Below are 24,944 nucleotides of genomic sequence, written 5' to 3'. Positions count from 1 at the left end.
CTAGACCAGCACCTGGCGGGTAGTGGCAATGAACTGGTGGACCAGCTGCTCTGCGCCGGGGTCGATCATCGGCTCTGGGCCGCGCCCACGCGGGCAGGCCATGCGCAGGGTGGTGCCGAACAGGCGGCAGATCATCGGCCTTTCTTCATAGACGGTGCAGCCGTTTGGGCCCAGGTGCACGCAGTTCAGGTGCTCCAGGGCGGCATCCTGTTCGGCCTGCGTCTTGCGCGGCAGGCGGGCCATCTCTTCAGCCGAGGTGGTGACCGGGCCACAGCAATCGTGGCAGCCGGGCTCGCACTCGAATGAAGGAATGAGCTCGCGCAGGAAGTGGATCTTGTGGCGGTTGCAGGACATGGCGGGGTACGAAGCTGAGAAATGCCAGAATTATAGGCCCATTAACGGCGGTTCAGCTCCCCGACATACCCGTGAACGAGGACGATGCCCTCGCCTTGTTGCCCACCGAGGTACCCCGGCTTATCCTCCACCACCATCCCACAGCCCCAGGACCTGCCCCATGATCCACAGCGCGCAGCATACCGCCTCGTACTACGCCGCCAGCAGCGCGCCCCACCCGGATCATTCCTTCCTGCAAGGCGAACACAACGCCGATGTGTGCATCGTCGGCGGCGGCTATTCGGGCCTGAACACGGCCATCGAACTGGCCGAACGTGGCTTTTCGGTGATCCTTGTTGAAGCACGCAAGCTCGGATGGGGCGCCAGTGGGCGCAATGGCGGCCAGCTGATTCGCGGCGTCGGCCATGGCCTGGAGCAGTTTCTTCCAGTGATCGGCGAGGAAGGCGTACTCAGCATGAGGCTGATGGGCCTGGAAGCCGTGGATATCGTCCGCGAACGGATCGAACGCCACGCCATTGCCTGCGACCTGACCTGGGGTTACTGCGACCTGGCCAACAAACCCGACGAACTGAAGGGTTTCGCCGAGGATGCCGAAGCACTGCGCAGCCTGGGCTACCGCCACGAACTGCGCCTGGTCGGCAAGGACGCCATGCACAGCGTGGTGGGCTCGGACAGCTATGTCGGCGGCCTTGTAGACATGGGCTCGGGCCACCTGCACCCACTCAACCTGGCCCTGGGTGAAGCCGCAGTGGCCAGCCGCCTGGGCGTGAAGCTGTTCGAGCAATCCGAGGTCACGCGCATCGACTACGGCCCCGAAGTGCAGGTACACACCGCGCAGGGCCGGGTGCGCGCCAAGACGTTGGTGCTGTGCTGCAACGCCTACCACAACGATCTCAATCGCGAGCTGGGCGGCAAAGTGCTGCCAGCCGGCAGCTACATCATTGCCACCGAGCCGCTCAGCGAAGAACGCGCCCATCAGCTGCTGCCGCAGAACATGGCGGTGTGCGACCAGCGCGTGGCGCTGGACTACTATCGCCTGTCGGCCGACCGCCGCCTGCTGTTCGGCGGTGCCTGCCACTATTCCGGGCGCGACCCGAAGGACATCGCCGCCTACATGCGGCCGAAGATGCTCAAGGTATTCCCGCAACTGGCCGATGTGCACATCGATTATCAGTGGGGCGGCATGATCGGCATCGGCGCCAACCGCCTGCCACAGGTCGGCCGCCTGGCCAGCCAACCCAACGTGTATTACGCCCAGGCCTATGCTGGCCACGGCCTGAACGCCACGCATCTGGCCGCGCGCCTGCTGGGTGAAGCGATCAGCGGCCAGGAGAGCGGGCGTTTCGACCTGTTTGCCAAGGTGCCCCACATCACCTTCCCCGGCGGCAAGCACCTGCGCTCGCCGATACTGGCCTTGGGGATGCTCTGGCACCGGCTCAAAGAGCTGGTCTAGCACTCGCGGCCTGCGGGTCTACCCGCGAAGAAGGCAACGCGGTGTATGGCACCGGCTTTGCCGGTGTTCGCGGGTAAACCCGCTCCCACAGGGTCGGGTGACACCCCTCAAGGTCTGGGTCAGTCTTTCCAGAAGGGTTTGCACCCCTCGGTACGCGCCTGCTCCCAGCTCAAGCCAATATCCCGCAACTGGTCATCATCCAACTGCAGCAGGGCCCGGCGGGTGTGCCAACGGTGCAACATCAGCCCCCAGCGCCCGAGCCCTGCCGGTGCGTTGAAAACCCTGGTCTGCTGCCCGGCGTCCAGTTCCTTGGCCATCAGTTGCAAGCGCACATCGCTCATGCCACCCATCGCTGCGTTCTCCCCTTCAGTTTGTAACCGTGAAGAAAGGATGCGCTTCAGCAGCCTTGGCAATACAGATCCAATACAGGCTAATTATTCTCATACAGAACGTGTCGACTGACGGCTGAATGATGTATTTTCAGCGCAACTGTACTGGTCGCTTCCTACATGAAGCGCAGGAGTATGCCATGACCCTCTATCTGAACCTCGCCGAACTGCTCGGCGCGCGCATCGAACAGGGCCTTTACCGCCCCGGCCAGCGCCTGCCATCGGTGCGCGCCCTGAGCGTGGAGCACGGTGTCAGCCTGAGTACCGTGCAGCAGGCCTACCGCATGCTCGAAGACAGCGGCATGGTCTCGCCACGGCCCAAGTCCGGCTACTTCGTCAGCGACCATCGCCACCTCCCCGCCCTGCCTGCGATCAGCCGCCCGGCCCAGCGCCCGGTAGATATCTCGCAATGGGAGCAGGTGCTCGAACTGGTGCGCAGTACCCCGCGTCAGGACGTGATCCAGCTCGGCCGCGGCATGCCCGACATCGACAGCCCGACCCTCAAGCCGCTGCTGCGCAGCCTCGCCCAGCTGAGCCGGCGCCAGGACATGCCGGGCCTGTACTACGACAACATCCACGGCAACCTGGCCCTGCGCGAACAGATCGCCCGGCTGATGCTCGACTCCGGCTGCCGCCTGGGCCCGGCCGACCTGGTGGTGACCACTGGCTGCCACGAGGCGTTGTCGTGCAGCATCCGCGCGGTCTGTGAGCCGGGCGATATCGTCGCGGTCGATTCGCCGAGCTTCCACGGTGCCATGCAGACCCTCAAGGGCCTGGGCATGAAGGCCCTGGAAATTCCTACCGACCCGCTCACCGGCATCAGCCTCGAAGCCCTGGAACTTGCGCTGGAGCAATGGCCGATAAAGCTCATCCAGATCACCCCAAGCTGCAACAACCCACTCGGCTACATCATGCCCGAGGCACGCAAAAAGGCCCTGCTGAGCCTGGCCCAGCGCTACGATGTGGCGATCCTCGAAGACGACGTGTATGGCGACCTGGCCTACACCTACCCGCGCCCGCGTACCCTCAAGTCGTTCGACGACGACGGCCGCGTGCTGCTCTGCAGTTCGTTCTCCAAGACCCTCGCCCCCGGCCTGCGCATCGGCTGGGTCGCCCCCGGCCGCTACCTGGAGCGGGTGCTGCACATGAAGTACATCAGCACCGGCAGTACCGCCACTCAGCCACAGCTGGCCATCGCCGACTTCATCGCCGCCGGCCATTACCAGCCGCACGTGCGCCGCATGCGCAGCCAGTACCAACGCGGCCGCGACCTGATGAGCGACTGGGTAAGCCGCTACTTCCCAGCCGGCACCCGGGTCAGCCGGCCTCAGGGCGGCTTCATGCTGTGGGTGGAATTGCCCGAACATTTCGATACGCTGCGCCTGAACCGCGCTTTACTGGAGCAGGGCGTGCAAGTGGCCGTAGGCAGCATTTTTTCGGCCTCGGGCAAATTTCGCCACTGCCTGCGCATGAACTTCGCCGCGCGGCCAACCGCGCAAATCGAGGATGCGGTACGCAAAGTGGGGGAAACCGACCTTCGTCTACTGGTTGAAGAAGACACTGACGGGTAACTTTGCGCCGCCCTCCACGGTCCAACTTCTCAGGCCTTTGCAGTACAGGACGATTCACCCTTGAGACTCCAGCGAGCTCTGCCTCTGCTGCTGATGCTGCTGCTCGGCCTTGCCGGCTGTGCCAGCGTCGGCACGCCCCACGAAACCAGCCAGGCGCTGCCGGCCAACGAGTCGGCCTTCGGCCGCTCGGTGCTGCGCCAGGCTGCGCCCTATGAAGGGCGCTCGGGCTTTCGCCTGCTGCCCAACAGCAACGAGGCTTTCCGCGCCCGTGCCGAGCTGATTCGCAACGCCCAGGCGAGCATCGACCTGCAGTACTACATCGTCCACGATGGCCTGAGCACCCGTGCCCTGGTGCACGAACTGCTGCGTGCAGCCGACCGCGGCGTGCGCGTGCGCATCCTGCTCGACGACACCACCAGCGATGGCCTGGACACCATCATGGGCACCCTCGATGCCCACCCGAACATCCAGATCCGAGTATTCAACCCGCTGCACCTGGGGCGGAGCACAGGCGTCACGCGCGCCGTCGGCCGCCTGTTCAACCTGTCGCGCCAGCACCGGCGCATGCACAACAAGCTGTTCCTGGTGGACAACAGCATGGCCATCGTCGGCGGGCGCAACCTGGGTGACGAATATTTCGATGCCGAACCCAATCTGAACTTCACCGACATCGACCTGCTCGGCATCGGCCCGGTAGCCGAGCAGCTGGGCCACAGCTTCGACCAGTACTGGAACAGCGCCCTCAGCCGGCCGATCACCGACTTCCTTTGGCGTGCCCCGGATGCCGATGACCTGCGCGCCAGCCGCCAGCGCCTGGAAGTGTCACTGGCCCAGGCGCGGGTGCAGCGCAAGGCGCTGTACGACCGGCTCATGTCATATCAGTCGCAGCCGCGCCTGGATGTATGGCGCAACGAGCTGATCTGGGCCCACGCCCAGGCACTCTGGGATGCACCGAGCAAGGTACTGGCCGACGATGAACCGGACCCTCAACTTCTGCTGAGCCAACAACTGGCACCCGACCTGGCCAGCGTGCACCGCGAACTGATCCTGATGTCGGCCTATTTCGTACCGGGCGAACCAGGTTTGCTGTACCTGACCGGCCGGGCCGATGCCGGAGCTTCGGTGAAATTGCTGACCAACTCGCTGGAAGCCACCGATGTGCCGGCCGTGCATGGCGGCTATGCACCCTATCGCCGAGCGCTGCTGGAGCACGGCGTGCAGCTGTTCGAACTGCGTCGTCAGCCGGGTGCCCCGACGCCAGCGCGTCTGAGCCTCCACGGCAGCAGCTCGGACTCGAGCCTGCACACCAAGGCCATCGTGTTCGACCGGCGCAAGACCTTTATCGGCTCGTTCAACTTCGACCCTCGTTCGGTGCTGTGGAACACCGAGGTCGGTGTGCTGGTCGATAGCCCGGAGCTGGCCGAATACACCCGCGAGCTGGCCCAGCAGGGCATGGCGCCGGCGTTGAGTTACCAGGTGGAGTTGGTGGGTGACAAGCTGGTCTGGGCGACCGAGGACAATGGCCAACGGCACCTGCTGTCCTCAGAGCCGGGCGGCATCTGGCGGCGTTTCAACGCCTGGATCAGCAAGGCCGTAGGCCTGGAGAAAATGCTGTAGGTTCAGGCCGAGGCTGGCTCGAAGGCCCCGCGCCTGCGGGTCAGCAGCACAAGGCCGGCAGCCCCCGCCGCCATCAGCCACAGCAGTGCATGGCCACTGACCCACTGGCTCCCCGCCCCGGCCAGCAACGGCCCAAGCAGGCAACCGATGCCCCATAGCTGGGCGACATGGGCGTTGGCGCGCACCAGCGCATCATCGCGGTAGCGCTCGCCGATCAAGATCAGCGACAAGGTGAACAGGCCACCGGCGCTGGCCCCGAACAGTACCCACAGGGGCCAGATCAGCGGCGTGTCCAACAGCAGCGGAATCGCCAGGCTGGACACCATCAAGGTCAGCGCACAACCGGTGAACAGCGCCTGCCGTGACAAATAGTCGGCCAGTGCGCCAATCGGCAACTGCAGCACGGCATCGCCCACCACCACGGTGCTCACCATGAACAGGGCGATTTCGGTGCTGAAGCCCTGCTGCAGGCAATACACCGGCAACAAGGTAAGAATCATCGCCTCGAAGGCGGCAAACAGGGCGACAGCCCAGGCAATCACTGGCAAGCGGCGGCAGAAGGCGAACAGGTCGCCGAATGTCACGCTGCAGGCTTCGGTACTGGGTGCGCCACCACGCCCAAGCAGCAGCAAGGGTGCCAACAGCAACAGAGCGGTCGCTGCCCAAAAGCCGAAGTCATCGTCAGCACCTAGGAAACCCAGCACCAGCGGCCCGGCCAACTGGCTCAGGGCATAGCTGCTGCCATACAGCGCTACCAGGCGGCCGCGCCATTGCTCGACCACCAGCTGGTTGATCCAACTTTCGCCAAGAATGAACACTACTGTCAGCGACATGCCGATCAGCAGGCGCAGGGCCAGCCACAGCGGGTAGCTTGGCAGCAAGGCAAGCAGGCCGATCGACAGCGCCCCGCCCCACAGGCACAGGCGCATCGCCGAGGGTACGCCAACCCACCCAGCCAGGCGGCTGGCCAGGCTGGCTCCGAGCAGCACGCCCAGTGCCGGCATCGCCGCCATCACACCGATGGCGAACCCTCCGTAGCCCCAGGCCTCAAGGCGCAGGGACACCAGCGGCATGCTCACACCGAGCGCAAGCCCGACACTGAGCACTGACGCCAGTACGGCAAAGTAGGTTCCCCAACGCATTGCAGCCTCCCAGGCAGGATTCTTGAACAGCAGAAACGACGAAGCCGGGGCGGTATGAGCCGCCCCGGCTAGGGTTGGAGCTGCTGCGCAGCCCATCGCGGGTAAACCCGCTCCCACAGGAACTGCACCTCATTCGAAGGCAGTGGGGCCCTTGTGGGAGGGGGTTTACCCGCGAATGGGCCGCAAAGCGGCCCCTCTGGAATTACAGCTTGATCCAGGTCGCCTTCAGCTCGGTGTACTTCTCCAGGGCGTGCAGCGACTTGTCACGGCCGTTGCCCGACTGCTTGAAACCACCGAACGGTGCGGTCATGTCGCCGCCGTCGTACTGGTTGACCCAGACGCTGCCAGCGCGCACGGCACGGGCGGTCTTGTGGGCCTTGGAGATGTCCGAGGTCCAGATGCCGGCTGCCAAGCCATACGGGGTATCGTTGGCGATGGCAATGGCTTCTTCGGCGGTGTCGAAGGCGATCACCGACAGCACTGGGCCGAAGATTTCTTCCTGGGCAATCTTCATGGCGTTGGTCACGCCGTCGAAGATGGTCGGCTCGACGTAAGTGCCACCGGTCTCGATCAGGGTGCGCTTGCCGCCGGCCAGCAGCTTGGCGCCGTCCTTGTGGCCAGCGTCGATGTACGACAGCACGGTGTTCATCTGCTGGGTGTCGACCAGAGCACCGACGGTGGTCTGCGGGTCCAGCGGGTTGCCTGGTTTCCAGCCTTTGAGGGCCTCGACCACCATAGGCAGGAACTTGTCCTTGATTGAACGCTCGACCAGCAGGCGGGAACCGGCGGTGCAGACTTCGCCTTGGTTGAAGGCGATGGCGCTGGCGGCAGCTTCAGCAGCGGCTTGCAAGTCCGGGGCGTCGGCGAAGACGATGTTCGGGCTCTTGCCACCGGCTTCCAGCCAGATGCGCTTCATGTTCGACTCGCCGGCGTAGACCATCAGCTGCTTGGCGATCTTGGTGGAGCCGGTGAACACCAGGGTGTCGACGTCCATGTGCAGGGCCAGGGCCTTGCCCACGGTGTGGCCGTAGCCTGGCAGCACGTTCAACACGCCAGCCGGGATGCCGGCTTCGATCGCCAGCTGGGCGATACGGATGGCGGTCAGCGGGGATTTTTCGGACGGTTTGAGCACCAGCGAGTTACCGGTAGCCAAGGCCGGGGCGATTTTCCAGCAGGCCATCAGCAGCGGGAAGTTCCACGGCACGATGGCACCGACCACACCCACCGGCTCACGGGTAACCAGGCCAAGCTGGTCATGGGGTGTCGGGGCGACTTCGTCGTAGACTTTGTCGATGGCTTCGGCGGTCCAGTGAATGGCTTGCGCCGCGCCCGGCACGTCAATGCTGGAGGAGTCACCGATCGGTTTGCCCATGTCCAGGGTTTCCAGCAACGCCAACTCTTCGACGTTCTTGCGCAGCAGGTCGGCAAAGCGGATCAGCTTGGCCTTGCGCTTGGCCGGGGCCAGTTGCGACCAGACGCCGGAATCGAAGGTGGCGCGGGCGTTTTCCACGGCGCGGTTGGCATCGGCGAGGTCGCAGCTGGCAACCTTGGCCAGGAAGCGTCCGTCGACCGGGCTCAGGCAGTCGAATGTTTCACCGGATGCGGCGTCGGTGTATTCGCCGTTGATGAAGGCGCGGCCTTCGATCTTCAGTTGCTGGGCACGTTGTTCCCAGTCCGCACGGGTCAGGGTGGTCATACGAAACTCCTCCTCTTGTTTAGGTGCAACGCCGCACTGAGGACTCACTGGCGTTGTCAGAATTCTGGCCGGGCGACGAGCGCACACTGGCAAGCGATACCCTAAACCAGGCCGGGTAAACTATCAATATATTTGACACGAACGGCCTAAATGCCTACTGATGTGCATTTTATTAAACAACAACAGGAGCCGCACCATGAGCATCGCCAGCATCATCGACTTCGCCCAGGTTCTTACCGAGGCTGAACGTTACCGCCCGGCGGCGGAGAAAATCCTCAAGGGCGAGCCGGACCAGGCTGTCTACAACCACTATTCCAGCCCCTGTGGGCAGTTTGCCGCGGGCGTCTGGGAAGGTGAGGTTGGCCAGTGGACTGTGAGCTACACCGAGCACGAGTATTGCGAGATCGTCCAGGGCGTTTCGGTACTGCGCGACCAGGACGGCGGCGCCAAAACGCTGCGTACCGGCGATCGGTTTGTGATCCCGGCTGGCTTCAAGGGTACCTGGGAGGTGCTGGAGCCGTGCCGCAAGATCTATGTGATGTTCGAGCAAAAATAACTATGTAGCACATGCTCCACGCAGCCTTGAAAGAGGATGGCCAAGCCCGCTTCGGGCCATTCTCTTTCAAAGGTAAATCAGCATGAACAACGAACAAGTCCTGCAAGCACTGGCTCACCTGATCGGCACCGCATACGAACCTTCGGTGAAAGCCACCATCTCTGAAATCACAGGCCGCGTGCGTGTCGTAGGCCCCAATGAAATAAGCACGAAAGAATATGATGTCGAGCGCATTCACATCAAAACCGACGCCAACAGCCTGATCCAGGGCTTCAGCTTCAGCTGACCTGTTACGAAGGCATAAAAAAACCCGCCTCCTTTCGGAGGCGGGTTTTTTTCAGGTCGCCGATCAATTACTTGATCTTGGCTTCCTTGTACACCACGTGCTTGCGAACAACCGGATCGTATTTCTTGATCTCGATTTTGTCCGGAGTGGTGCGCTTGTTCTTGTCGGTGGTGTAGAAGTGGCCGGTACCGGCACTCGAAACCAGACGGATCAATTCACGCATGATGCTCTCCCTTAAACCTTGGCGCCAGCTTTACGGATGTCAACCAGAACGGCGTCGATGCCGCGCTTGTCGATGATACGCATGCCTTTGGCGGATACGCGCAGACGCACGAAACGCTTCTCGGATTCAACCCAGAAACGGTGGTGCTGCAGGTTCGGCAGGAAACGACGACGGGTTTTGTTGTTTGCGTGGGAAATGTTGTTCCCGGTTACTGGACCCTTACCAGTAACTTGACAGACTCTCGACATGACTCAGCCCTCTAAAACCTCATGCCCAACCCGGCATGGGTTGGCCGCTTAATCTCTCAGTCTTTGGCGCCAGGCGCCGTGATTCTGGAGGTCTTATCGACCGGATCCGCTGATGCGACAGGCCGAGCCCCTAGAAAAGAGCGCTGCTTTATACCAGAAAGACTACGCCGCAACAACAGAAGATGAGCTTCCATGTGCTGCAAATCGCGCGCGAGCAGCATAACGACTCGCCCGGCGCGCTGTCGACCGCTCGTCGCCAAGCACAGCAAAAAGAAGGTGGTCATTTGCGAAAACGCGCACTAGGGTAGGACGTTTCCAGACTGCACCGGCAGATGGGCCACTGACCAGCCAAGGAGCCACGATGCGTGCTGCCGCCCTTTCGTTATTGTTAACTTCCCTGCTTGCCGCAGGCGCCGCCCAGGCCGCACCGCTAAGCGTGTGCAGCGAGGCCAGCCCCGAAGGCTTCGACGTGGTCCAGTACAACTCGCTGACCACCACCAACGCCTCGGCCGACGTGCTGATGAACCGCCTGGTGGAGTTCGATGCAGCCCAAGGCAAGGTCGTGCCGAGCCTGGCGCAGAGCTGGAGCGTCTCGCCCGACGGCCTGGTCTATGACTTCAAGTTGCGCGAGGGCGTGAAGTTCCACACCACGCCGTACTTCAAGCCAACCCGTGAGCTGAATGCCGACGACGTGCTGTTCAGCTTCCAGCGCATGCTCTACCCCGCCCACGCCTGGCACAAGACCGCCCCGGGCGGCTACCCGCACGCCCAGTCGCTGCAACTGGGTAGCCTGATCAAGGCCATCGAGGCCCCAGAGCCAAACACCGTTCGCTTCACCTTGACCCACGCCGACGCCACCTTCCTGGCCACCCTGAGCATGGGCTTCGCCTCGATCTACTCGGCCGAATACGCCGACAAGCTGCTCAAGGAAGGCAGCCCGGAAAAACTCAACAGCCAGCCGATCGGCACCGGCCCGTTCGTGTTCCAGCGCTTCCAGAAGGATGCCGTGGTGCGCTACCGCGCCAACCCGGACTACTTCGACGGCAAGCCGGCGGTCGACCCGCTGATCTTCGCCATCACCACCGACGCCAACGTGCGCCTGCAGAAGCTCAAGCGCAACGAATGCCAGGTAGCCCTGTCGCCCAAGCCGGTGGACATCGCCGAAGCCGGCAAGGACGGCAACCTGAAGGTCGCCACTACCCCGGCGTTCATGACCGCCTTCGTCGCCATCAACAGCGAACACCCGCCGCTGGACAAGCCTGAAGTACGCCAGGCGATCAACCTGGCCTTCGACAAGCAGGCCTACCTCAAGGCCGTGTTCGAAGACACCGCCACCGCCGCCAATGGCCCCTACCCGCCCAACACCTGGAGCTACGCCAAGGACCTGCCCGGCTACCCGCTGGACCTGACCAAGGCCAAGGCGTTACTGACCAAGGCCGGCCTGGCTGACGGCTTCAGCACCACCCTCTGGACCCGCCCGTCGGGTAGCCTCCTCAACCCCAACCCTAGCCTGGGAGCGCAGATGCTCCAGGCCGACCTGGCGAAGATCGGCATCAAGGCCGAGATCCGCGTGATCGAGTGGGGCGAGCTGATCCGCCGAGCCAAGGCGGGTGAGCATGACCTGCTGTTCATGGGCTGGGCCGGTGACAACGGCGACCCGGACAACTTCCTCAGCCCGCAGTTTTCCTGCGCGGCGGTGCAATCGGGGACCAACTTCGCGCGCTTCTGTGACAACCGCCTGGACCAGTTGATCAGTGCCGGGCGCACAACCAACGACCAGAGCGTACGCAGCCGGCTGTACCAACAGGCGCAAACCTTGATCCAGCAGCAGGCGCTGTGGGTGCCGCTGGCGCATCCGACGGCAGCGACGCTGTTGCGCCAAGGTGTCGAGGGCTATCAGGTAAGTCCGTTCGGGCGGCTGGACTTCAGCAAGGTGTCGGTGGATCGTTGAGTCTTCTGGGTGCCTGCCTTGAGGTTTTTGGCGCCTACGAGACCGAGCGCCGCTCGCGCGGCGCATCGCGGATAAATCCGCTCCTACATTTGCTGCAACGTGGCCATGCCTGTGAGGCCATGGTTGTCAGCCGGTTTGCAAGGCTCAAGGCATGCGCCATGGCTGGCAACCATGGCCTGATAGGTTCGGCACGTTGCAACAGATGTAGGAGCGGATTTATCCGCGATGCGCCGCGCGGGCGGCGCTCGGTCCCACCGGCGCCACATCCCTCAAGGCAGGTGCCTTGCAGCCCTGACCGCATTACCCCGCCTAAGCCGCCACCCACCCCTGCTCGACCATCGACAGCGGCTCCCCGTCGCCAATGATGATGTGGTCCAGCACCCGCACATCGATCAGCGCCAACCCCCGTTTCAGCGACAGCGTAAGGAGCACATCGTCCTGACTGGGCTCGCTGTGCCCCGAGGGGTGGTTGTGGCACAAGATCAGCGCCGCCGCGTTGTGCTGCAACGCCCGACGCACCACTTCGCGCGGGTAGACGCTCGCCCGGTCTATCGTGCCCCTGAACAGGACCTCGAACGCCAACGGCCGGTGCTTGGTATCCAGAAACAGACAGCCGAACACCTCACTCACCTCATGGCGCAGCATGGATTTCAGATAGCGCCGCACGGCTGCCGGGCTGTCCATGGCCGACTCGCGCTCGATAGCGGTAGCCAGGTGCCTGCGCCCGATCTCCAGCAATGCCTGTAACTGCCCGTACCTTACCGGGCCCAGCCCAAGTTCACCGACGAAGGCTTCACGGTCGGCCTCCAGCAACTGGCGCAAGCCGCCGAACCTCACCAGCAGGCCTCGGGCCAACTCCACGACATTGCGCCCACGCACGCCAGAGCCTAGAAATACGGCCAGCAACTCCGCATCGGTCAGGCTTGCAGCCCCGCGCTGCATCAACTTCTCCCTTGGCCGCTCTTCAGCCGGCCACTCCCTGATATTCATCCCTGTCCCCCTGCCCTTGCTGCGGCCCGTTTCGGCCCTGTGTTAATCTATTTCGCCTCATACATGCGACGTTCTGCCGCAGGCATTTCCAAACGTCGCCGCCCGCTCTCACTGGAAAAAGGCAAGCCTATGCAGCGGCTGTATCGCAAGCGCATCGTTCTCGGCGTCGGAGGTGGCATTGCCGCCTACAAAAGCGCCGAGCTGATTCGCCGACTCCTGGAGCACGGCGCGCAGGTGCGCGTCGTCATGACCCGTGGTGGTGCCGAATTCATCACCCCGCTGACCCTGCAGGCGCTGTCCGGCCACCCGGTGCACATGGATCTGCTCGACCCTGCCGCCGAAGCGGCCATGGGCCACATCGAACTGGCCAAGTGGGCCGACCTGGTGCTGATCGCCCCGGCCACCGCCGACCTCATGGCGCGCCTGGCCCAAGGCATGGCCGACGACCTGCTGACCACCCTGGTGCTGGCCACCGACGCCACCGTGGCCGTGGCCCCGGCGATGAACCAGGCGATGTGGCGCGACCCGGCCACCCAGGCCAACCTCGAACTGCTCAAGAGCCGCGGCATCCAGGTGTTCGGCCCGGCCTCGGGCAGCCAGGCCTGTGGCGACGTGGGGCTGGGGCGCATGCTCGAAGCCACCGACCTGGCCTGGTGCGCCGCAGAAAGCTTCAAGCGCCAGGCGCTGACCGGCAAGCACGTGCTGATCACCGCTGGCCCGACCCAGGAAAACATCGACCCGGTGCGCTACATCACCAATCATAGCTCCGGGAAGATGGGCTTCGCCTTGGCCGAAGCGGCCGCCGAAGCCGGTGCTCGGGTGACCCTGGTGACGGGCCCTGTGCACCTGCCGACCCCCGACCGGGTGCAACGCATCGACGTGGTCAGCGCGCGGGACATGCTCGCGGCCTGCGAAGCCGCCATGCCATGCGACCTGTTCATCGCCTCCGCCGCGGTCGCGGACTACCGCCCAGAGGTGGTTGCCCCGCAAAAGCTCAAGAAGGATCCTACAACCGGCGACGGCATGCTGCTGCAGATGGTGCGCAATCCCGATATCCTTGCCACCCTCGCTGGCCGTGCCGACCGCCCGTTCAGTGTCGGCTTTGCCGCCGAGACCGAACACTTGCTCGATTACGCCACGCGCAAGCTCAAGGACAAGAACCTCGACCTGATCGTCGCCAATGATGTGGCCAACCCCAGCATCGGCTTCAACAGCGAGGAAAACGCCCTGACCGTGATCGACCGCCAGCAGCACCAGACCCTCTTCGCGCAGACCAGCAAGGGCAAGATCGCCCGGCAACTGGTCGCCTTCATCGCCGAACGGCTCAATCAGGTTCAATAAGTTACATGCACGCTCTTCAAGCCAAGATCCTCGACCCACGCCTGGGCAGCGAATTTCCGCTGCCGCAATACGCCACCCCAGGCTCCGCCGGTCTCGACCTGCGCGCCCTGCTGAAAGAGGACACCGTCCTTGAGCCGGGCCAGACCCTGCTGATCCCTACCGGGCTGTCGATCTACATCGGTGACCCGGGCCTGGCGGCCATGATCCTGCCGCGCTCGGGCCTGGGCCACAAGCACGGCATCGTGCTCGGCAACCTGGTCGGCCTGATCGATTCGGATTACCAGGGCGAGCTGATGGTGTCGTGCTGGAACCGTGGCAACACGCCGTTCACCATCGCCGTCGGCGAACGCATCGCACAACTTGTCTTGGTGCCTGTGGTACAAGCGCATTTCGACATCGTCGAGAACTTCGACGAAAGCCAGCGTGGCACTGGCGGCTTCGGCCATTCCGGTAGCCACTGAGCCAACCAACGACCGTTCAGGCCAAGGATGGCGAACTCTCTGGCGATTCCACCGTCCAAGCGTTCAGTTTGCGCCTGCCCAGAAAGCCTTTGACTAATGGAGTTTCCCGAGATGAACGACATGGCCCACCTGGTCCCGGCACTGCCGGCAAGCATCTTCCGCGCCTATGACATCCGCGGCGTGGTCGGCAAGACCCTGCACGGCGAAACCGCCTACTGGATCGGGCGCGCCATCGGCGCGCAGACCATCGCCCAGGGCGAACCGCAGATTTCCGTTGGCCGTGATGGCCGCCTGTCAGGCCCGATGCTGGTCGAGCAACTGATCAAAGGCCTGGTCGATGCCGGTTGCCAGGTCAGCGACGTCGGCCTGGTGCCGACCCCTGCACTGTACTTCGCCGCCAATGTGCTGGCCGGCAAGTCCGGTGTGATGCTCACTGGCAGCCACAACCCGTCGGACTACAACGGCTTCAAGATTGTCATCGCTGGCGACACCCTGGCCAACGAGCAGATCCAGGCCCTGCTGACCCGCCTGCAGACCAACGACGTGCCACGCGGCGAAGGCAGCGTGCAAAAGGTCGAGATCCTCGATCGCTACTTCCAGCAAATCGTCGGCGACGTGAAGCTGGCGAAGAAGCTCAAGGTAGTGGTGGATTGCGGCAACGGCGCAGCTGGCGTGGTTGCGCCGCAATTGATCGAAGCGCTGGGCTGCGAGGTCATCCCGCTTTTCTGCGAGGTCGACGGTAACTTCCCCAACCATCACCCGGACCCGGGCAAGCCGGAAAACCTCGAAGACCTGATCGCCAAGGTCAAGGAAACCGGTGCCGACATCGGTCTGGCGTTCGACGGCGACGGTGACCGCGTTGGCGTGGTGACCAACACCGGCAGCATTGTCTACCCTGACCGCCTGCTGATGCTGTTCGCCCTGGACGTGCTGGAACGCAACCCAGGCGCCGAGATCATCTTCGATGTCAAATGCACCCGCCGCCTGACCCCGCTGATCGAACAGCACGGCGGCCGCGCCCTGATGTGGAAGACCGGCCACTCGCTGATCAAGAAGAAGATGAAACAAACCGGCTCGCTGCTGGCCGGCGAAATGAGCGGGCACATCTTCATCAAGGAACGCTGGTACGGTTTCGACGACGGTATCTACAGCGCCGTGCGCCTGCTGGAGATCCTCAGCAAGGCCTCGCAGAACGCTGAAGACCTGTTCGCCGCCTTCCCGAACGATATTTCCACGCCGGAAATCAACATTGATGTGACCGACGAGGGTAAATTCAGCATCATTGATGCACTGCAACGCGACGCCGAATGGGGCGAAGCCAACCTGACCACCATCGACGGTGTACGGGTCGACTACCCGAAAGGCTGGGGCCTGGTCCGCGCCTCCAACACCACACCGGTGCTGGTACTGCGTTTCGAGGCCGAAAGCGCCGCCGAGTTGCAACGTATCAAGGATGTTTTCCGCGCCCAGTTGCTGCGGGTTGCCCCTGAGCTGCAACTGCCGTTCTGACCGACTATCTGTTCCTTACAGGAGCCCTGCATGACCCTCGATCGCGATGCCGCTTCCCATGTAGCCGAGGTTTTGTCCGAAGCACTGCCTTACATCCGCCGCTTTGTCGGCAAGACCCTGGTGATCAAGTACGGCGGCAACGCGATGGAGAGCGAAGAGCTCAAGACCGGCTTTGCCCGTGACATCGTGCTGATGAAGGCCGTGGGCATCAACCCGGTGGTCGTGCACGGTGGCGGCCCGCAGATCGGCGACCTGCTCAAGCGCCTGTCGATCGAGAGCCACTTCATCGATGGCATGCGCGTCACTGACGCCGCCACCATGGATGTGGTGGAAATGGTCCTCGGCGGCCAGGTCAACAAGGACATCGTCAACCTGATCAACCGCCATGGCGGCAGCGCCATTGGCCTGACCGGTAAAGACGCCGAGCTGATTCGTGCGAAGAAGCTCACCGTCAGCCGCCAGACCCCGGAAATGACCCAGCCGGAAATCATCGACATCGGTCACGTCGGCGAAGTGGTAAGCGTCAACACCGAGCTGCTGAACATGCTGGTGAAAGGCGACTTCATCCCGGTGATCGCACCAATCGGCGTGGGTGCCAACGGTGAGTCGTACAACATCAACGCCGACCTGGTGGCGGGCAAGGTTGCCGAAGCGCTGAAAGCCGAGAAGCTGATGCTGCTGACCAACATCGCCGGCCTGATGGACAAGCAGGGCCAGGTCCTGACCGGCCTGACCACCGAGCAGGTCAACGAACTGATCGCCGACGGCACCATCTATGGCGGCATGCTGCCGAAGATCAAGTGCGCGCTGGAAGCAGTCCAGGGCGGCGTCAACAGCTCGCACATCGTCGATGGCCGCGTGCCAAATGCGGTGCTGCTGGAGATCTTCACCGACAGCGGCGTCGGCACCCTGATCACCAACCGCAAGCGTCACGGGTAACCTGCCCCGGCCTCTTCGCCGGTAAACCCGCTCCTACAGGGATAGCACCGCCTTTGCCGGCGTGGAGATTCTGTGGGAGCGGGTTCACCCGCGAAGAGGTCGGAACAGGCGACACAAAAAAGGCGACCTTCTCACGAAGGTCGCCTTTTTTCGTTACCAGGCCAGGATCAGATCCCGTACTGCGCCCGGTAGGCTTCCACTGCCGGCAGATGCTGCTTGAGCTGCGGATCGTCAGCCAGGAACTCCAGTACCTGGGTCAGCGAAACAATGCTGACCACTGGAATACCGAAGTCACGCTCCACTTCCTGGATCGCCGACAGCTCGCCATTGCCGCGCTCTTCGCGGTTCAGCGCGATCAACACGCCTGCAGCCTTGGCCTGCTGGGCGTTGATGATCTGCATGACCTCGCGAATGGCGGTACCGGCAGTGATCACATCGTCGATGATCAGCACATCACCGGCCAACGGCGCACCCACCAGGCTGCCACCTTCGCCATGATCCTTGGCTTCCTTGCGGTTGAAGCACCAAGGCACGTCGAGCTGATGCTGGTCGGCCATGGCCACGGCAGTGGCCGCCGCCAGGGGAATACCCTTGTAGGCTGGGCCGAACAGCACGTCGAACGGGATCTTGCTGTCGACGATGGCTGCCGCGTAGCAACGGCCCAGTTGCGCAAGGGCGGAACCGGTGTTGAACAGGCCGGCATTGAAGAAATACGGGCTGGTACGCCCCGATTTCAGGGTGAATTCACCGAAGCGCAGCACGCCGCGATCGATGGCAAAACGGATGAAGTCGCGCTGATACGGCTGCATGTAAGGTCCCGGACACCACGGATTTAGCTAAATGGGTTGAGCTCGGGTATCATACACGCACGAGATTTTTGGGGCCATTTATGCGGATCATCAGTGTGAACGTGAATGGCATTCAGGCTGCGGCCGAGCGTGGATTGCTCAGCTGGTTGCAAGCCCAGAATGCCGACGTCATCTGCCTTCAGGATACCCGCGCCTCGGCCTTTGAACTCGACGACCCAGCTTTCCAGCTCGATGGCTATTTCCTTTATGCCTGCGATGCGGAGGTACCCGCCCAAGGTGGCGTGGCACTTTACTCGCGCATGCAGCCCAAGGCAGTCATCACCGGCCTGGGTTTCGAGACAGCCGACCGCTACGGGCGTTATCTGCAAGCAGATTTCGACAAAGTCAGTATTGCCAGCCTGCTGCTGCCTTCGGGTATGAACGGCGACGAAGACTTGAACCAGAAATTCAAGTTGATGGACGACTTCGCCAAGTACCTGGACAAGCAGCGTCGCAAGCGTCGCGAATACATCTATTGCGGCTCGTTCTATGTGGCGCAGCAGAAGCTCGACATCAAGAACTGGCGTGACAGCCAGCAGTCGCCAGGCTTCCTGCCGCCAGAGCGGGCGTGGATGGATGCGATCACCGGCGACATGGGCTATGTAGATGCCCTGCGCGAAGTCAGCCGTGAAGGCGACCAGTACAGCTGGTGGCCGGATAACGAACAGGCCGAGATGCTCAACCTGGGCTACCGGTTCGACTACCAGATCCTCACGCCGGGCCTGCGCCGCTTTGTGCGCAATGCCCGCCTGCCGCGTCAGCCGCGCTTCTCTCAGCATGCGCCGCTGATCGTCGACTATGACTGGACGTTGACCATCTAAAAAGCATTGGGGCCGCTTCGCAGCCCTTTCGCAACACAAGGCCGCTCCTACAAGAATCGCATCAGTCCGTCTTGACGCGATCGCTTGTAGGAGCGGCCTTGTGTCGCGAAAGGGCCGCGCAGCGGCCCCAGCTTTTTCAGATCAGATCAAAATCAGTCGGCCAAGGCGGCGTTCTGCAGTTCGAAGATCTCGGTCATGCCTTTGTGCGCCAGCGCCAGCATGGCGTTGAAGTCTTCAGGCTGGAACGGCGCACCTTCGGCAGTACCCTGTACTTCGATGAAACCACCGACGCTGGTCATGACCACGTTCAGGTCGGTTTCAGCAGCCGAGTCTTCCAGGTAATCCAGGTCGAGTACCGCCTCGCCCTGGTACATGCCCACCGATACGGCAGCGATCATGTGCTTGAGCGGGTTGCCGGCCTTCAGGCCACCGCGCTTCTTGATCACGGCCAGGGCGTCGCACAGGGCGACCATGGCGCCGGTGATCGAAGCGGTGCGGGTACCGCCATCGGCCTGGATCACGTCGCAGTCGATGTACAGCGTGATGTCACCGAGCTTGCTCATGTCCAGCGCGGCACGCAGCGACCGGCCGATCAGGCGCTGGATTTCCAGGGTACGGCCGCCTTGCTTGCCACGGCTGGCTTCGCGCTGGTTACGTTCACCGGTGGACCGCGGCAGCATGCCGTACTCGGCGGTCAGCCAGCCTTGGCCCTGGCCTTTGAGGAAGCGCGGTACGCCGTTTTCGACGCTGACCGTGCAGATGACCTTGGTGTCACCGAACTCGACCAGTACCGACCCTTCGGCGTGCTTGGTGTAGTTGCGGGTGATGCGGATCGAGCGGAGCTGATCGGCGGCGCGACCACTTGGACGTTTCATCTGGGATACCTGTACTGGGACTTTGAATCTGCCCGCCATTATAGAGCCCGTCGCCCACAGAGGACATGCCTATTGTCGCGCTCCCGGCAGCCTGTCGCCTTTTCCCACTCGCCAGCACGCGCTCTGTAACATGGGCGGATTGGGCGCCACGTGCGCACTGCGCTACAATCCCGCGCCTTCAATCATTTACGCGAGGTACTTCCCATGGTGCACAGCATGACCGCTTTTGCTCGTGTCGAGCGCGCAGGCAGCCAAGGCACGCTGGTCTGGGAATTGCGCTCGGTCAACCACCGTTACCTTGAGCCTCACCTGCGCCTGCCGGACGCCCTGCGCGACCTCGAAGGCGCGGTACGTGAAGGCCTGCGCCAGGGCCTGTCGCGTGGCAAGGTCGAATGCACCCTGCGCCTGCACGAAGACAGCAACGGCAAGCCGCTCAGGGTCGACCGCGAGCGCGCCGCGCAGCTGGTCGCCGCTGCCGAAGAGGTCGCCGGCCTGATCAAGCAGCCAGCTGCCCTCAACCCGCTGGAGGTGCTGTCCTGGCCCGGCGTGCTGGTAGCCGACGCCACTGACCCGCAGGCCCTGAATGCCGAAGCCGTGGCGCTGTTCGACGAGGCCTTGGCCGAGCTCAAGGCCGGGCGCCTGCGCGAAGGCCAGGAACTGGCCCGGCTGATCAACGAACGCCTGGACAGCATGACCACCGAGGTCACCACCTTGCGCGCCCTGGTGCCACAGATGCTCGCTGCCCAGCGGCAGAAGATCATCGACCGCTTCGGTGACCTCAAGGCCGAGCTTGACCCGCAGCGCCTGGAACAGGAGATGGTACTGCTGGCACAGAAGAGCGACGTTGCCGAAGAGCTGGACCGCCTCAGCACTCACGTCAACGAAGTGCGCCGGGTGCTCAAGTCCGGGGGCGCCGCCGGTCGGCGCCTGGACTTCCTGATGCAGGAGCTCAACCGCGAAGCCAACACCCTGGGCTCCAAGGCCTTCGACCCACGCAGCACGCAAGCGGCGGTCAACCTGAAGGTGTTGATCGAACAGATGCGTGAACAAGTACAGAACATCGAGTAAGGCCACCCCGACCATGAATCAAAGCAGCGGCACCCTCTATATCGTTTCGGCACCGTCCGGCGCCGGCAAGACCAGCCTGGTCACCGCCCTGATCAAGGCCGACCCCCGCGTCAGCGTCTCGGTCTCGCACACCACCCGCGCCATGCGCCCGGGCGAGCAGCACGGCGTGAACTACCACTTCGTCAGCCATGACGATTTCAAGGGGCTGATCACCCAGGGTGACTTCCTCGAGCACGCCGAGGTATTTGGCAATTTCTACGGCACTTCGCGCAGCGCGCTGCAAGAAGTGCTGGACCAAGGGAACGACCTGATCCTCGAGATCGACTGGCAAGGCGCCCAGCAGGTGCGCAAGCTGATGCCCGAGGCACGTTCTGTGTTCATCCTGCCGCCAAGCCAGCAGGCCCTGCGCGAGCGTCTGGACGGCCGTGGCCAGGACAGCGAAGAGATCATCGCTGGCCGCATGAAGGAAGCTGTCAGCGAGATGGAGCACTACGACGAGTATGAGTACGTCATCATCAATGACGACTTCGACGTGGCGCTGGAGGAATTGAAGGCAGTGTTCGTGGCCAATCGCCTGCTGCTGAAGAAGCAGCAGCAGCGCCACAGTGGCCTGCTGGAAGAATTGCTCGCCTGAAGACTGATGGGGGCTGCGTTGCAGCCCTTTCGCGACACAAGGCCGCTCCTACAAGGGACCGTGTCAGCATCGGCTGATGCGATCGCCTGTAGGAGCGGCCTTGTGTCGCGAAAGGGGCGCAAAGCGCCCCCAAAATTATTCCTGCAATGGCAAGGTGGCCTGCTGACGCAGAGTAGCCCCCAGGAAGTAGGCCGGCGCGCGCATCCGCGAAATCATCATCAGCACGATCCCCAGTGCCGAAATGATCGCCGCAATCACGAATACCAACCCCAACCCCGCCACATGCGAGCCACTGCCGAAATCCGGCGAGGCGCTGTCGATGGCCGTGCGCACGAAGATCACCGACAGGATCACCCCTCCCGCCAGCGGGCACAGGCCACGCATGAAGAAGTGGCGCAGGCTGCCGAACAGGCTGTCGCGGAAGTACCAGACGCAAGCGAACGCTGTCAGCGAGTAGTAGAAGCAGATCATCATGCCCAGCGCCGTGATGGTGTCAGCCAGCACGTTCTCGCTCAGGGTACGCATGGTCACGTAGAACAGGCCCGCCGCCACACCAGCGCAGATGGTCGCGTAACGCGGGGTCTGCGAGCGCGGGCAGACGCTGGCGAATTTCTGCGGCACCGCACCGTAGTAACCCATGGCCAACAGCGTGCGCGCCGGCGACACGAAGGTCGACTGCAGCGACGCCGCGGTGCTTGCCAGTACCGCAATCGACATCAGGATCGCCAGCGGCCCCATCACCGGACCGGCCAGGTGAGCGAACACGTTTTCCTGGATGCGCGGGTTGTTCAGCCCCAGGCCATGCTCGCTGATGCCAGCGAACTGCAAGGTGGCGATGGCGGTGACCAGATACAGGCCAAGGATCAGCAGCACCGTCCAGGTCGCCGCCTTGCCCGGCACTTCGTCGCTGCCGATCGACTCTTCGCTGACGGTCAGGCACACGTCCCAGCCCCAGAAAATGAAGATCGACAGTGACAGCCCCGCAGCAAAGGCCGAGAACGACTCGACACCGAACGGGTTGAACCAGGCGAAATCGAACTCCAGCGGCGGCGGCGCGGTGGTACCGCCGAAGGCTGCGAAGGCAAAGCCGAGCAATACCATCAGCTGTAGCGCCACCAGGCCGTACTGCACGGTCATGGTGGTGGCCATGCCCCGGCAGCAGATCCACACCGCCAGGGCTATGAACACGCAACAGGTAGCGATATTGATCAACAGGTTGTCGGCCAGGGCCGCCAGCTCGTGGTGGCCGGTGATCTGGCTGAGGAACAGGTAGAAGAAGTCGACGGCAACGCCCGCCAGGTTGGACAACACGATGGTGGTGGCAACGACCAGCCCCCAGCCACCGATCCAGCCGATCATCGGGCCAAAGGCGCGGGCCGACCAGGTAAACGAAGTGCCGCTGTCCGGCTCGGCCGAATTCAGCTCGCGATAGCCCAGGGCTACCAGCAGCATGGGCAGGAAGCCGACGATGAACACGGCAGGAAGATGAGCACCGACCTCACGTACGGTCGGGCCAAGGGCGCCGGTCAGGGTGTAGACCGGGGCAATGGTGGAAATGCCCAGCACCACGCTGGCCAGCAGGCCAAGACGGCCCTTGGCCAGGCCTTTGCTGCGTTGAGTGCTGCCCGAGTCGGCCACATCGGGTGGGCGGCCGGCTTCTGTGTAATTGCTCATGAGTTTTTGCCGTAACTATTGGAATTGTTTTCACAGGCCCTGATCCCAAGGCCTGCTTCCACTCATTGAAAGCGCACTGACGGGGGTGAGTCATCCCGGACTTTTGGCTGACGTGCTGTCAGACCTCCCGTGCAGCATGGGCAATGCAGGCCTCGCGGAACGCCTGGAAAAGGCGCCTTGAGACCGGGTTGTCGGCGAAACGCCATTCCGGGTGCCACTGCACACCAAGCACAAAGCCCGGTGCGTCAGGCATCGACACCGCTTCGATCAGGCCATCCGGGGCCCGTGCCTCGACCCGCAGGCCCTGGGCCAGGCGGTCGATGCCCTGGCTGTGCAACGAGTTGACCTCGAACTGCGCAGCCAGGCCCAGGCGCTCGAACAACCCGCCAGGCGTAACGCTGACAGGATGACGAGGGCCGTATTGCACCTCCAGCGGTGCGTCTTCAGGTTCACGGTGGTCCAGGTAGCCGGGCAGCTCCTGTACGCGCTGATGCAGGCTACCGCCAAGGGCCACATTCAGCTCCTGGAAACCACGACAGATGCAGAAGACCGGCACGCCGGCGGCAATCGCCGCCTGCAGCAACGGCAGGGTCAGCCGGTCTCTGGCAAGGTCGTGTCGGGTCCCTTCGGCGCTGGCGGCGCCATTGTAATGATGCGGCTCGATATTTGAAGGCGAGCCTGTGAAAACAATGCCATCGAGCCGGGCCAGCAGCGCCTGGGTGTCGCTGCCACCGTCGCGGGCCGGCAAAATCAGCGGCAGCCCGGCAAAGCCCGCCGCCTCGACATACTTGTCGCCCACTGTGTGCGACGAGTTCTTCCCCACCTGCTGGCGGCAGGCGCTGATACCAATCAAGGGGACCGCAATTGCGCTCATGGGCTTACACCGTGTGCAGGTACCAGTTGTACTCGAGGTCGGAAATCGAAACTTCGAACTCGGCCAGCTCACTTTCCTTGCAGGCCACGAAGATATCGATGTAGTCCGGGCTGATGTATTGGTTGAGGACTTCGCTGTCATCCAGCGCACGCAGGGCGTCGCGCAGGTTGTTCGGCAGGCTCTGCTCCAGCTGTTCGTAGGCGTTGCCTTCGATCGGTGCACCCGGCTCGATCTTGCTGGTCAGGCCGTGGTGGATGCCGGCCAGGATCGCCGCCAACATCAGGTACGGGTTGGCATCGGCGCCAGCCACACGGTGCTCGATGCGCACGTTTTCGCTGCTGTCGGTCGGCACGCGAATAGCTACGGTGCGGTTGTCCAGGCCCCAGCTCGGCGCATTAGGCACGTAGAACTGTGCGCCGAAGCGGCGGTAGGAGTTGATGTTCGGGCACAGGAAGGCCATCGACGCCGGCATGGTCTCCAGCACACCACCGATGGCGTGGCGCAGGGCGTCGCTTTGCAGCGGGTCTTCATGGGCGAAGATGTTCTTGCCGGTTTTCTTGTCCAGCAGCGAGATGTGCACGTGCAGGCCGTTGCCCGCCTGGCCCGGGTAAGGCTTGGCCATGAAGGTGGTATCCATTTCATGGTCGTAGGCGACGTTCTTGATCAGGCGCTTGAGCAGGATCGCGTAGTCGCAGGCCTTGAGCGGGTCAGCGACGTGGTGCAGGTTGACCTCGAACTGCGCCGGGGCGCTTTCCTTGACGATGGCATCGGCTGGCAGGCCTTGCTCCTTGGCCGCTTCGAGCATGTCCTGGAGGCAGTCGGCGTATTCGTCGAGGTCGTCGATCAGGTACACCTGGGTCGACTGCGGGCGCTTGCCCGAGATAGGCGAACGTGGCGGCTGCGGGCGGCCGTTGAGGTTATCCTGGTCGATCAGGTAGAACTCCAGCTCGAACGCGGCGCAGATATCCAGGCCCATGGCGTCGAACTTGCTCACCACCTGACGCAGCACTTCGCGTGGGTCGGCGAAGAATGGCTCACCGTCGAGTTCGTGCATGGTCATCAGCAGCTGTGCGGTGGGGCGCTTCTGCCACGGCTCGTCCGACAGCGTGCCGGCAATCGGGAAACAGATACGGTCAGCGTCGCCGATGTCCAGGCCCAGGCCGGTGCTTTCCACGGTCGAGCCATTGATGTCGAGGGCGAACAACGAGGCTGGCAGGTTGATACCCTTCTCGTACACCTTGTGCAGGCTGGCGCGCTCGATGCGCTTGCCGCGTACCACGCCGTTCATGTCGGAAATCAGCAGGTCGACGTACTGCGTATCCGGATGGGCCTGAAGGAAGTCATTCATCTCGCTGGAAGTACTGGCGCACGGGGTGACCGACGTCATGGCTTACATCCTATGATTTGCTGCGGCGATGTGGGGA

At 63.1% G+C, this 24,944-nt stretch carries 24 protein-coding genes and 1 pseudogene; 13 read left to right on the top strand and 12 right to left on the bottom strand.

The window, feature by feature from the left end; all coding sequences use genetic code 11:
- The gene (locus tag H040_RS08970; protein WP_027917007.1) at nt 1-354 is read right to left on the bottom strand and encodes a YkgJ family cysteine cluster protein; all 354 of its coding nucleotides are present in this window, start codon (nt 352-354) and stop codon (nt 1-3) included.
- A 160-nt stretch (nt 355-514) separates the two neighbouring features.
- Between H040_RS08970 and H040_RS08965 the strand changes: the two genes are divergently transcribed.
- Nucleotides 515-1,807: an NAD(P)/FAD-dependent oxidoreductase gene (locus H040_RS08965; RefSeq protein WP_027917008.1), complete on the top strand. Its 1,293-nt coding sequence runs from the start codon at nt 515-517 to the stop codon at nt 1,805-1,807.
- 119 nt (nt 1,808-1,926) lie between these two features.
- Here H040_RS08965 and H040_RS08960 read toward each other — a convergent pair whose 3' ends face one another.
- Nucleotides 1,927-2,157, bottom strand: a complete 231-nt coding sequence (locus tag H040_RS08960) for a DUF1127 domain-containing protein (protein ID WP_027917009.1) — start codon at nt 2,155-2,157, stop codon at nt 1,927-1,929.
- 179 nt (nt 2,158-2,336) lie between these two features.
- Here H040_RS08960 and H040_RS08955 point away from each other — a divergent pair, with 179 nt between their 5' ends.
- Entirely contained in the window at nt 2,337-3,767 is a 1,431-nt protein-coding gene (locus H040_RS08955; protein ID WP_177326666.1) for an aminotransferase-like domain-containing protein, read from the top strand.
- Between the two features lie 60 nt (nt 3,768-3,827).
- On the top strand, nt 3,828-5,384 hold the full coding sequence (locus tag H040_RS08950) for a phospholipase D family protein (RefSeq protein WP_027917011.1): 1,557 nt from the start codon (nt 3,828-3,830) through the stop codon (nt 5,382-5,384).
- Nucleotides 5,385-5,386: 2 nt separating this feature from the next.
- Here H040_RS08950 and H040_RS08945 read toward each other — a convergent pair whose 3' ends face one another.
- Nucleotides 5,387-6,526: an MFS transporter gene (locus H040_RS08945; protein ID WP_027917012.1), complete on the bottom strand. Its 1,140-nt coding sequence runs from the start codon at nt 6,524-6,526 to the stop codon at nt 5,387-5,389.
- A gap of 202 nt (nt 6,527-6,728) precedes the next feature.
- Nucleotides 6,729-8,222, bottom strand: coding sequence for an aldehyde dehydrogenase (locus H040_RS08940; RefSeq protein ID WP_027917013.1), 1,494 nt, complete (start codon nt 8,220-8,222; stop codon nt 6,729-6,731).
- A gap of 196 nt (nt 8,223-8,418) precedes the next feature.
- Here H040_RS08940 and H040_RS08935 point away from each other — a divergent pair, with 196 nt between their 5' ends.
- Together H040_RS08935 and H040_RS08930 are read left to right on the top strand one after the other, a co-directional pair.
- Nucleotides 8,419-8,778 carry a cupin domain-containing protein gene (locus tag H040_RS08935; RefSeq protein WP_027917014.1) on the top strand — a complete coding sequence of 120 codons (360 nt, stop codon included), beginning with the start codon at nt 8,419-8,421 and terminating at the stop codon, nt 8,776-8,778.
- An 82-nt stretch (nt 8,779-8,860) separates the two neighbouring features.
- Complete coding sequence (locus tag H040_RS08930; protein ID WP_027917015.1) at nt 8,861-9,064, top strand: I78 family peptidase inhibitor; 204 nt, start codon at nt 8,861-8,863, stop codon at nt 9,062-9,064.
- A 67-nt stretch (nt 9,065-9,131) separates the two neighbouring features.
- Here H040_RS08930 and rpmG read toward each other — a convergent pair whose 3' ends face one another.
- On the bottom strand, nt 9,132-9,287 hold the full coding sequence (gene rpmG, locus H040_RS08925; RefSeq protein WP_003253507.1) for a 50S ribosomal protein L33: 156 nt from the start codon (nt 9,285-9,287) through the stop codon (nt 9,132-9,134).
- Between the two features lie 11 nt (nt 9,288-9,298).
- Nucleotides 9,299-9,535: a 50S ribosomal protein L28 gene (gene rpmB / locus H040_RS08920; protein ID WP_003253504.1), complete on the bottom strand. Its 237-nt coding sequence runs from the start codon at nt 9,533-9,535 to the stop codon at nt 9,299-9,301.
- Between the two features lie 361 nt (nt 9,536-9,896).
- Here rpmB and H040_RS08910 point away from each other — a divergent pair, with 361 nt between their 5' ends.
- Nucleotides 9,897-11,486, top strand: coding sequence for an ABC transporter substrate-binding protein (locus H040_RS08910; protein WP_027917016.1), 1,590 nt, complete (start codon nt 9,897-9,899; stop codon nt 11,484-11,486).
- Between the two features lie 309 nt (nt 11,487-11,795).
- Here the strand turns inward: H040_RS08910 and radC are convergent, their stop codons facing one another.
- On the bottom strand, nt 11,796-12,476 hold the full coding sequence (radC, locus tag H040_RS08905) for a RadC family protein (protein WP_027917017.1): 681 nt from the start codon (nt 12,474-12,476) through the stop codon (nt 11,796-11,798).
- A gap of 129 nt (nt 12,477-12,605) precedes the next feature.
- Between radC and coaBC the strand changes: the two genes are divergently transcribed.
- The 4 genes and pseudogenes from coaBC to argB all read left to right on the top strand — a co-directional run bounded on the left by coaBC (nt 12,606) and on the right by argB (nt 16,726).
- Nucleotides 12,606-13,817: a bifunctional phosphopantothenoylcysteine decarboxylase/phosphopantothenate--cysteine ligase CoaBC gene (gene coaBC, locus H040_RS08900; protein ID WP_027917018.1), complete on the top strand. Its 1,212-nt coding sequence runs from the start codon at nt 12,606-12,608 to the stop codon at nt 13,815-13,817.
- A gap of 5 nt (nt 13,818-13,822) precedes the next feature.
- Nucleotides 13,823-14,278 carry a dUTP diphosphatase gene (gene dut / locus H040_RS08895; protein ID WP_027917019.1) on the top strand — a complete coding sequence of 152 codons (456 nt, stop codon included), beginning with the start codon at nt 13,823-13,825 and terminating at the stop codon, nt 14,276-14,278.
- Between the two features lie 135 nt (nt 14,279-14,413).
- Nucleotides 14,414-15,787, top strand: a pseudogene (locus H040_RS08890) (phosphomannomutase/phosphoglucomutase); the annotation flags it as partial.
- A 30-nt stretch (nt 15,788-15,817) separates the two neighbouring features.
- Nucleotides 15,818-16,726 carry an acetylglutamate kinase gene (gene argB / locus H040_RS08885; protein ID WP_027917021.1) on the top strand — a complete coding sequence of 303 codons (909 nt, stop codon included), beginning with the start codon at nt 15,818-15,820 and terminating at the stop codon, nt 16,724-16,726.
- 167 nt (nt 16,727-16,893) lie between these two features.
- Here the strand turns inward: argB and pyrE are convergent, their stop codons facing one another.
- Entirely contained in the window at nt 16,894-17,535 is a 642-nt protein-coding gene (gene pyrE, locus H040_RS08880; RefSeq protein WP_027917022.1) for an orotate phosphoribosyltransferase, read from the bottom strand.
- Nucleotides 17,536-17,615: 80 nt separating this feature from the next.
- Between pyrE and H040_RS08875 the strand changes: the two genes are divergently transcribed.
- Nucleotides 17,616-18,395, top strand: coding sequence for an exodeoxyribonuclease III (locus H040_RS08875; protein ID WP_008091582.1), 780 nt, complete (start codon nt 17,616-17,618; stop codon nt 18,393-18,395).
- A gap of 152 nt (nt 18,396-18,547) precedes the next feature.
- Here the strand turns inward: H040_RS08875 and rph are convergent, their stop codons facing one another.
- A complete protein-coding gene (gene rph / locus H040_RS08870) occupies nt 18,548-19,270 on the bottom strand; it encodes a ribonuclease PH (protein WP_027917023.1) in 723 nt (240 codons plus the stop codon).
- 204 nt (nt 19,271-19,474) lie between these two features.
- Between rph and H040_RS08865 the strand changes: the two genes are divergently transcribed.
- Together H040_RS08865 and gmk are read left to right on the top strand one after the other, a co-directional pair.
- The gene (locus H040_RS08865; RefSeq protein WP_027917024.1) at nt 19,475-20,338 is read left to right on the top strand and encodes a YicC/YloC family endoribonuclease; all 864 of its coding nucleotides are present in this window, start codon (nt 19,475-19,477) and stop codon (nt 20,336-20,338) included.
- 13 nt (nt 20,339-20,351) lie between these two features.
- Complete coding sequence (gmk, locus tag H040_RS08860) at nt 20,352-20,972, top strand: guanylate kinase (protein ID WP_027917025.1); 621 nt, start codon at nt 20,352-20,354, stop codon at nt 20,970-20,972.
- A 135-nt stretch (nt 20,973-21,107) separates the two neighbouring features.
- On the opposite strand, the gene H040_RS08855 is transcribed toward gmk, so the two are convergent.
- The 3 genes from H040_RS08855 to H040_RS08845 all read right to left on the bottom strand — a co-directional run bounded on the left by H040_RS08855 (nt 21,108) and on the right by H040_RS08845 (nt 24,907).
- Nucleotides 21,108-22,646, bottom strand: a complete 1,539-nt coding sequence (locus tag H040_RS08855) for an APC family permease (RefSeq protein ID WP_027917026.1) — start codon at nt 22,644-22,646, stop codon at nt 21,108-21,110.
- Nucleotides 22,647-22,764: 118 nt separating this feature from the next.
- Entirely contained in the window at nt 22,765-23,520 is a 756-nt protein-coding gene (locus tag H040_RS08850) for a gamma-glutamyl-gamma-aminobutyrate hydrolase family protein (RefSeq protein ID WP_027917027.1), read from the bottom strand.
- Between the two features lie 4 nt (nt 23,521-23,524).
- Nucleotides 23,525-24,907, bottom strand: a complete 1,383-nt coding sequence (locus tag H040_RS08845; RefSeq protein WP_027917028.1) for a glutamine synthetase family protein — start codon at nt 24,905-24,907, stop codon at nt 23,525-23,527.
- Nucleotides 24,908-24,944 lie beyond the last annotated feature (37 nt).

This window comes from Pseudomonas sp. URMO17WK12:I7 (genome assembly GCF_003269045.1).
GTDB lineage: Bacteria > Pseudomonadota > Gammaproteobacteria > Pseudomonadales > Pseudomonadaceae > Aquipseudomonas > Aquipseudomonas putida_J.
This window is presented reverse-complemented; position numbering and strand designations above follow the sequence as displayed.

Excerpts from the sequence above, each read along its gene's own strand:
- H040_RS08855 (WP_027917026.1), bottom strand. The coding sequence starts at position 22,646 with ATGAGCAATTACACAGAAGCCGGCCGCCCACCCGATGTGGCCGACTCG.
- H040_RS08865 (WP_027917024.1), top strand. The coding sequence starts at position 19,475 with ATGGTGCACAGCATGACCGCTTTTGCTCGTGTCGAGCGCGCAGGCAGC.
- gmk (WP_027917025.1), top strand. The coding sequence starts at position 20,352 with ATGAATCAAAGCAGCGGCACCCTCTATATCGTTTCGGCACCGTCCGGC.
- H040_RS08965 (WP_027917008.1), top strand. The coding sequence starts at position 515 with ATGATCCACAGCGCGCAGCATACCGCCTCGTACTACGCCGCCAGCAGC.
- pyrE (WP_027917022.1), bottom strand. The coding sequence starts at position 17,535 with ATGCAGCCGTATCAGCGCGACTTCATCCGTTTTGCCATCGATCGCGGC.
- H040_RS08845 (WP_027917028.1), bottom strand. The coding sequence starts at position 24,907 with ATGACGTCGGTCACCCCGTGCGCCAGTACTTCCAGCGAGATGAATGAC.
- rpmB (WP_003253504.1), bottom strand. The coding sequence starts at position 9,535 with ATGTCGAGAGTCTGTCAAGTTACTGGTAAGGGTCCAGTAACCGGGAAC.
- H040_RS08850 (WP_027917027.1), bottom strand. The coding sequence starts at position 23,520 with ATGAGCGCAATTGCGGTCCCCTTGATTGGTATCAGCGCCTGCCGCCAG.
- H040_RS08940 (WP_027917013.1), bottom strand. The coding sequence starts at position 8,222 with ATGACCACCCTGACCCGTGCGGACTGGGAACAACGTGCCCAGCAACTG.
- H040_RS08955 (WP_177326666.1), top strand. The coding sequence starts at position 2,337 with ATGACCCTCTATCTGAACCTCGCCGAACTGCTCGGCGCGCGCATCGAA.
- H040_RS08930 (WP_027917015.1), top strand. The coding sequence starts at position 8,861 with ATGAACAACGAACAAGTCCTGCAAGCACTGGCTCACCTGATCGGCACC.
- H040_RS08875 (WP_008091582.1), top strand. The coding sequence starts at position 17,616 with ATGCGGATCATCAGTGTGAACGTGAATGGCATTCAGGCTGCGGCCGAG.
- radC (WP_027917017.1), bottom strand. The coding sequence starts at position 12,476 with ATGAATATCAGGGAGTGGCCGGCTGAAGAGCGGCCAAGGGAGAAGTTG.
- H040_RS08935 (WP_027917014.1), top strand. The coding sequence starts at position 8,419 with ATGAGCATCGCCAGCATCATCGACTTCGCCCAGGTTCTTACCGAGGCT.
- rph (WP_027917023.1), bottom strand. The coding sequence starts at position 19,270 with ATGAAACGTCCAAGTGGTCGCGCCGCCGATCAGCTCCGCTCGATCCGC.
- dut (WP_027917019.1), top strand. The coding sequence starts at position 13,823 with ATGCACGCTCTTCAAGCCAAGATCCTCGACCCACGCCTGGGCAGCGAA.
- coaBC (WP_027917018.1), top strand. The coding sequence starts at position 12,606 with ATGCAGCGGCTGTATCGCAAGCGCATCGTTCTCGGCGTCGGAGGTGGC.
- argB (WP_027917021.1), top strand. The coding sequence starts at position 15,818 with ATGACCCTCGATCGCGATGCCGCTTCCCATGTAGCCGAGGTTTTGTCC.
- H040_RS08960 (WP_027917009.1), bottom strand. The coding sequence starts at position 2,157 with ATGGGTGGCATGAGCGATGTGCGCTTGCAACTGATGGCCAAGGAACTG.
- H040_RS08970 (WP_027917007.1), bottom strand. The coding sequence starts at position 354 with ATGTCCTGCAACCGCCACAAGATCCACTTCCTGCGCGAGCTCATTCCT.
- rpmG (WP_003253507.1), bottom strand. The coding sequence starts at position 9,287 with ATGCGTGAATTGATCCGTCTGGTTTCGAGTGCCGGTACCGGCCACTTC.
- H040_RS08945 (WP_027917012.1), bottom strand. The coding sequence starts at position 6,526 with ATGCGTTGGGGAACCTACTTTGCCGTACTGGCGTCAGTGCTCAGTGTC.
- H040_RS08910 (WP_027917016.1), top strand. The coding sequence starts at position 9,897 with ATGCGTGCTGCCGCCCTTTCGTTATTGTTAACTTCCCTGCTTGCCGCA.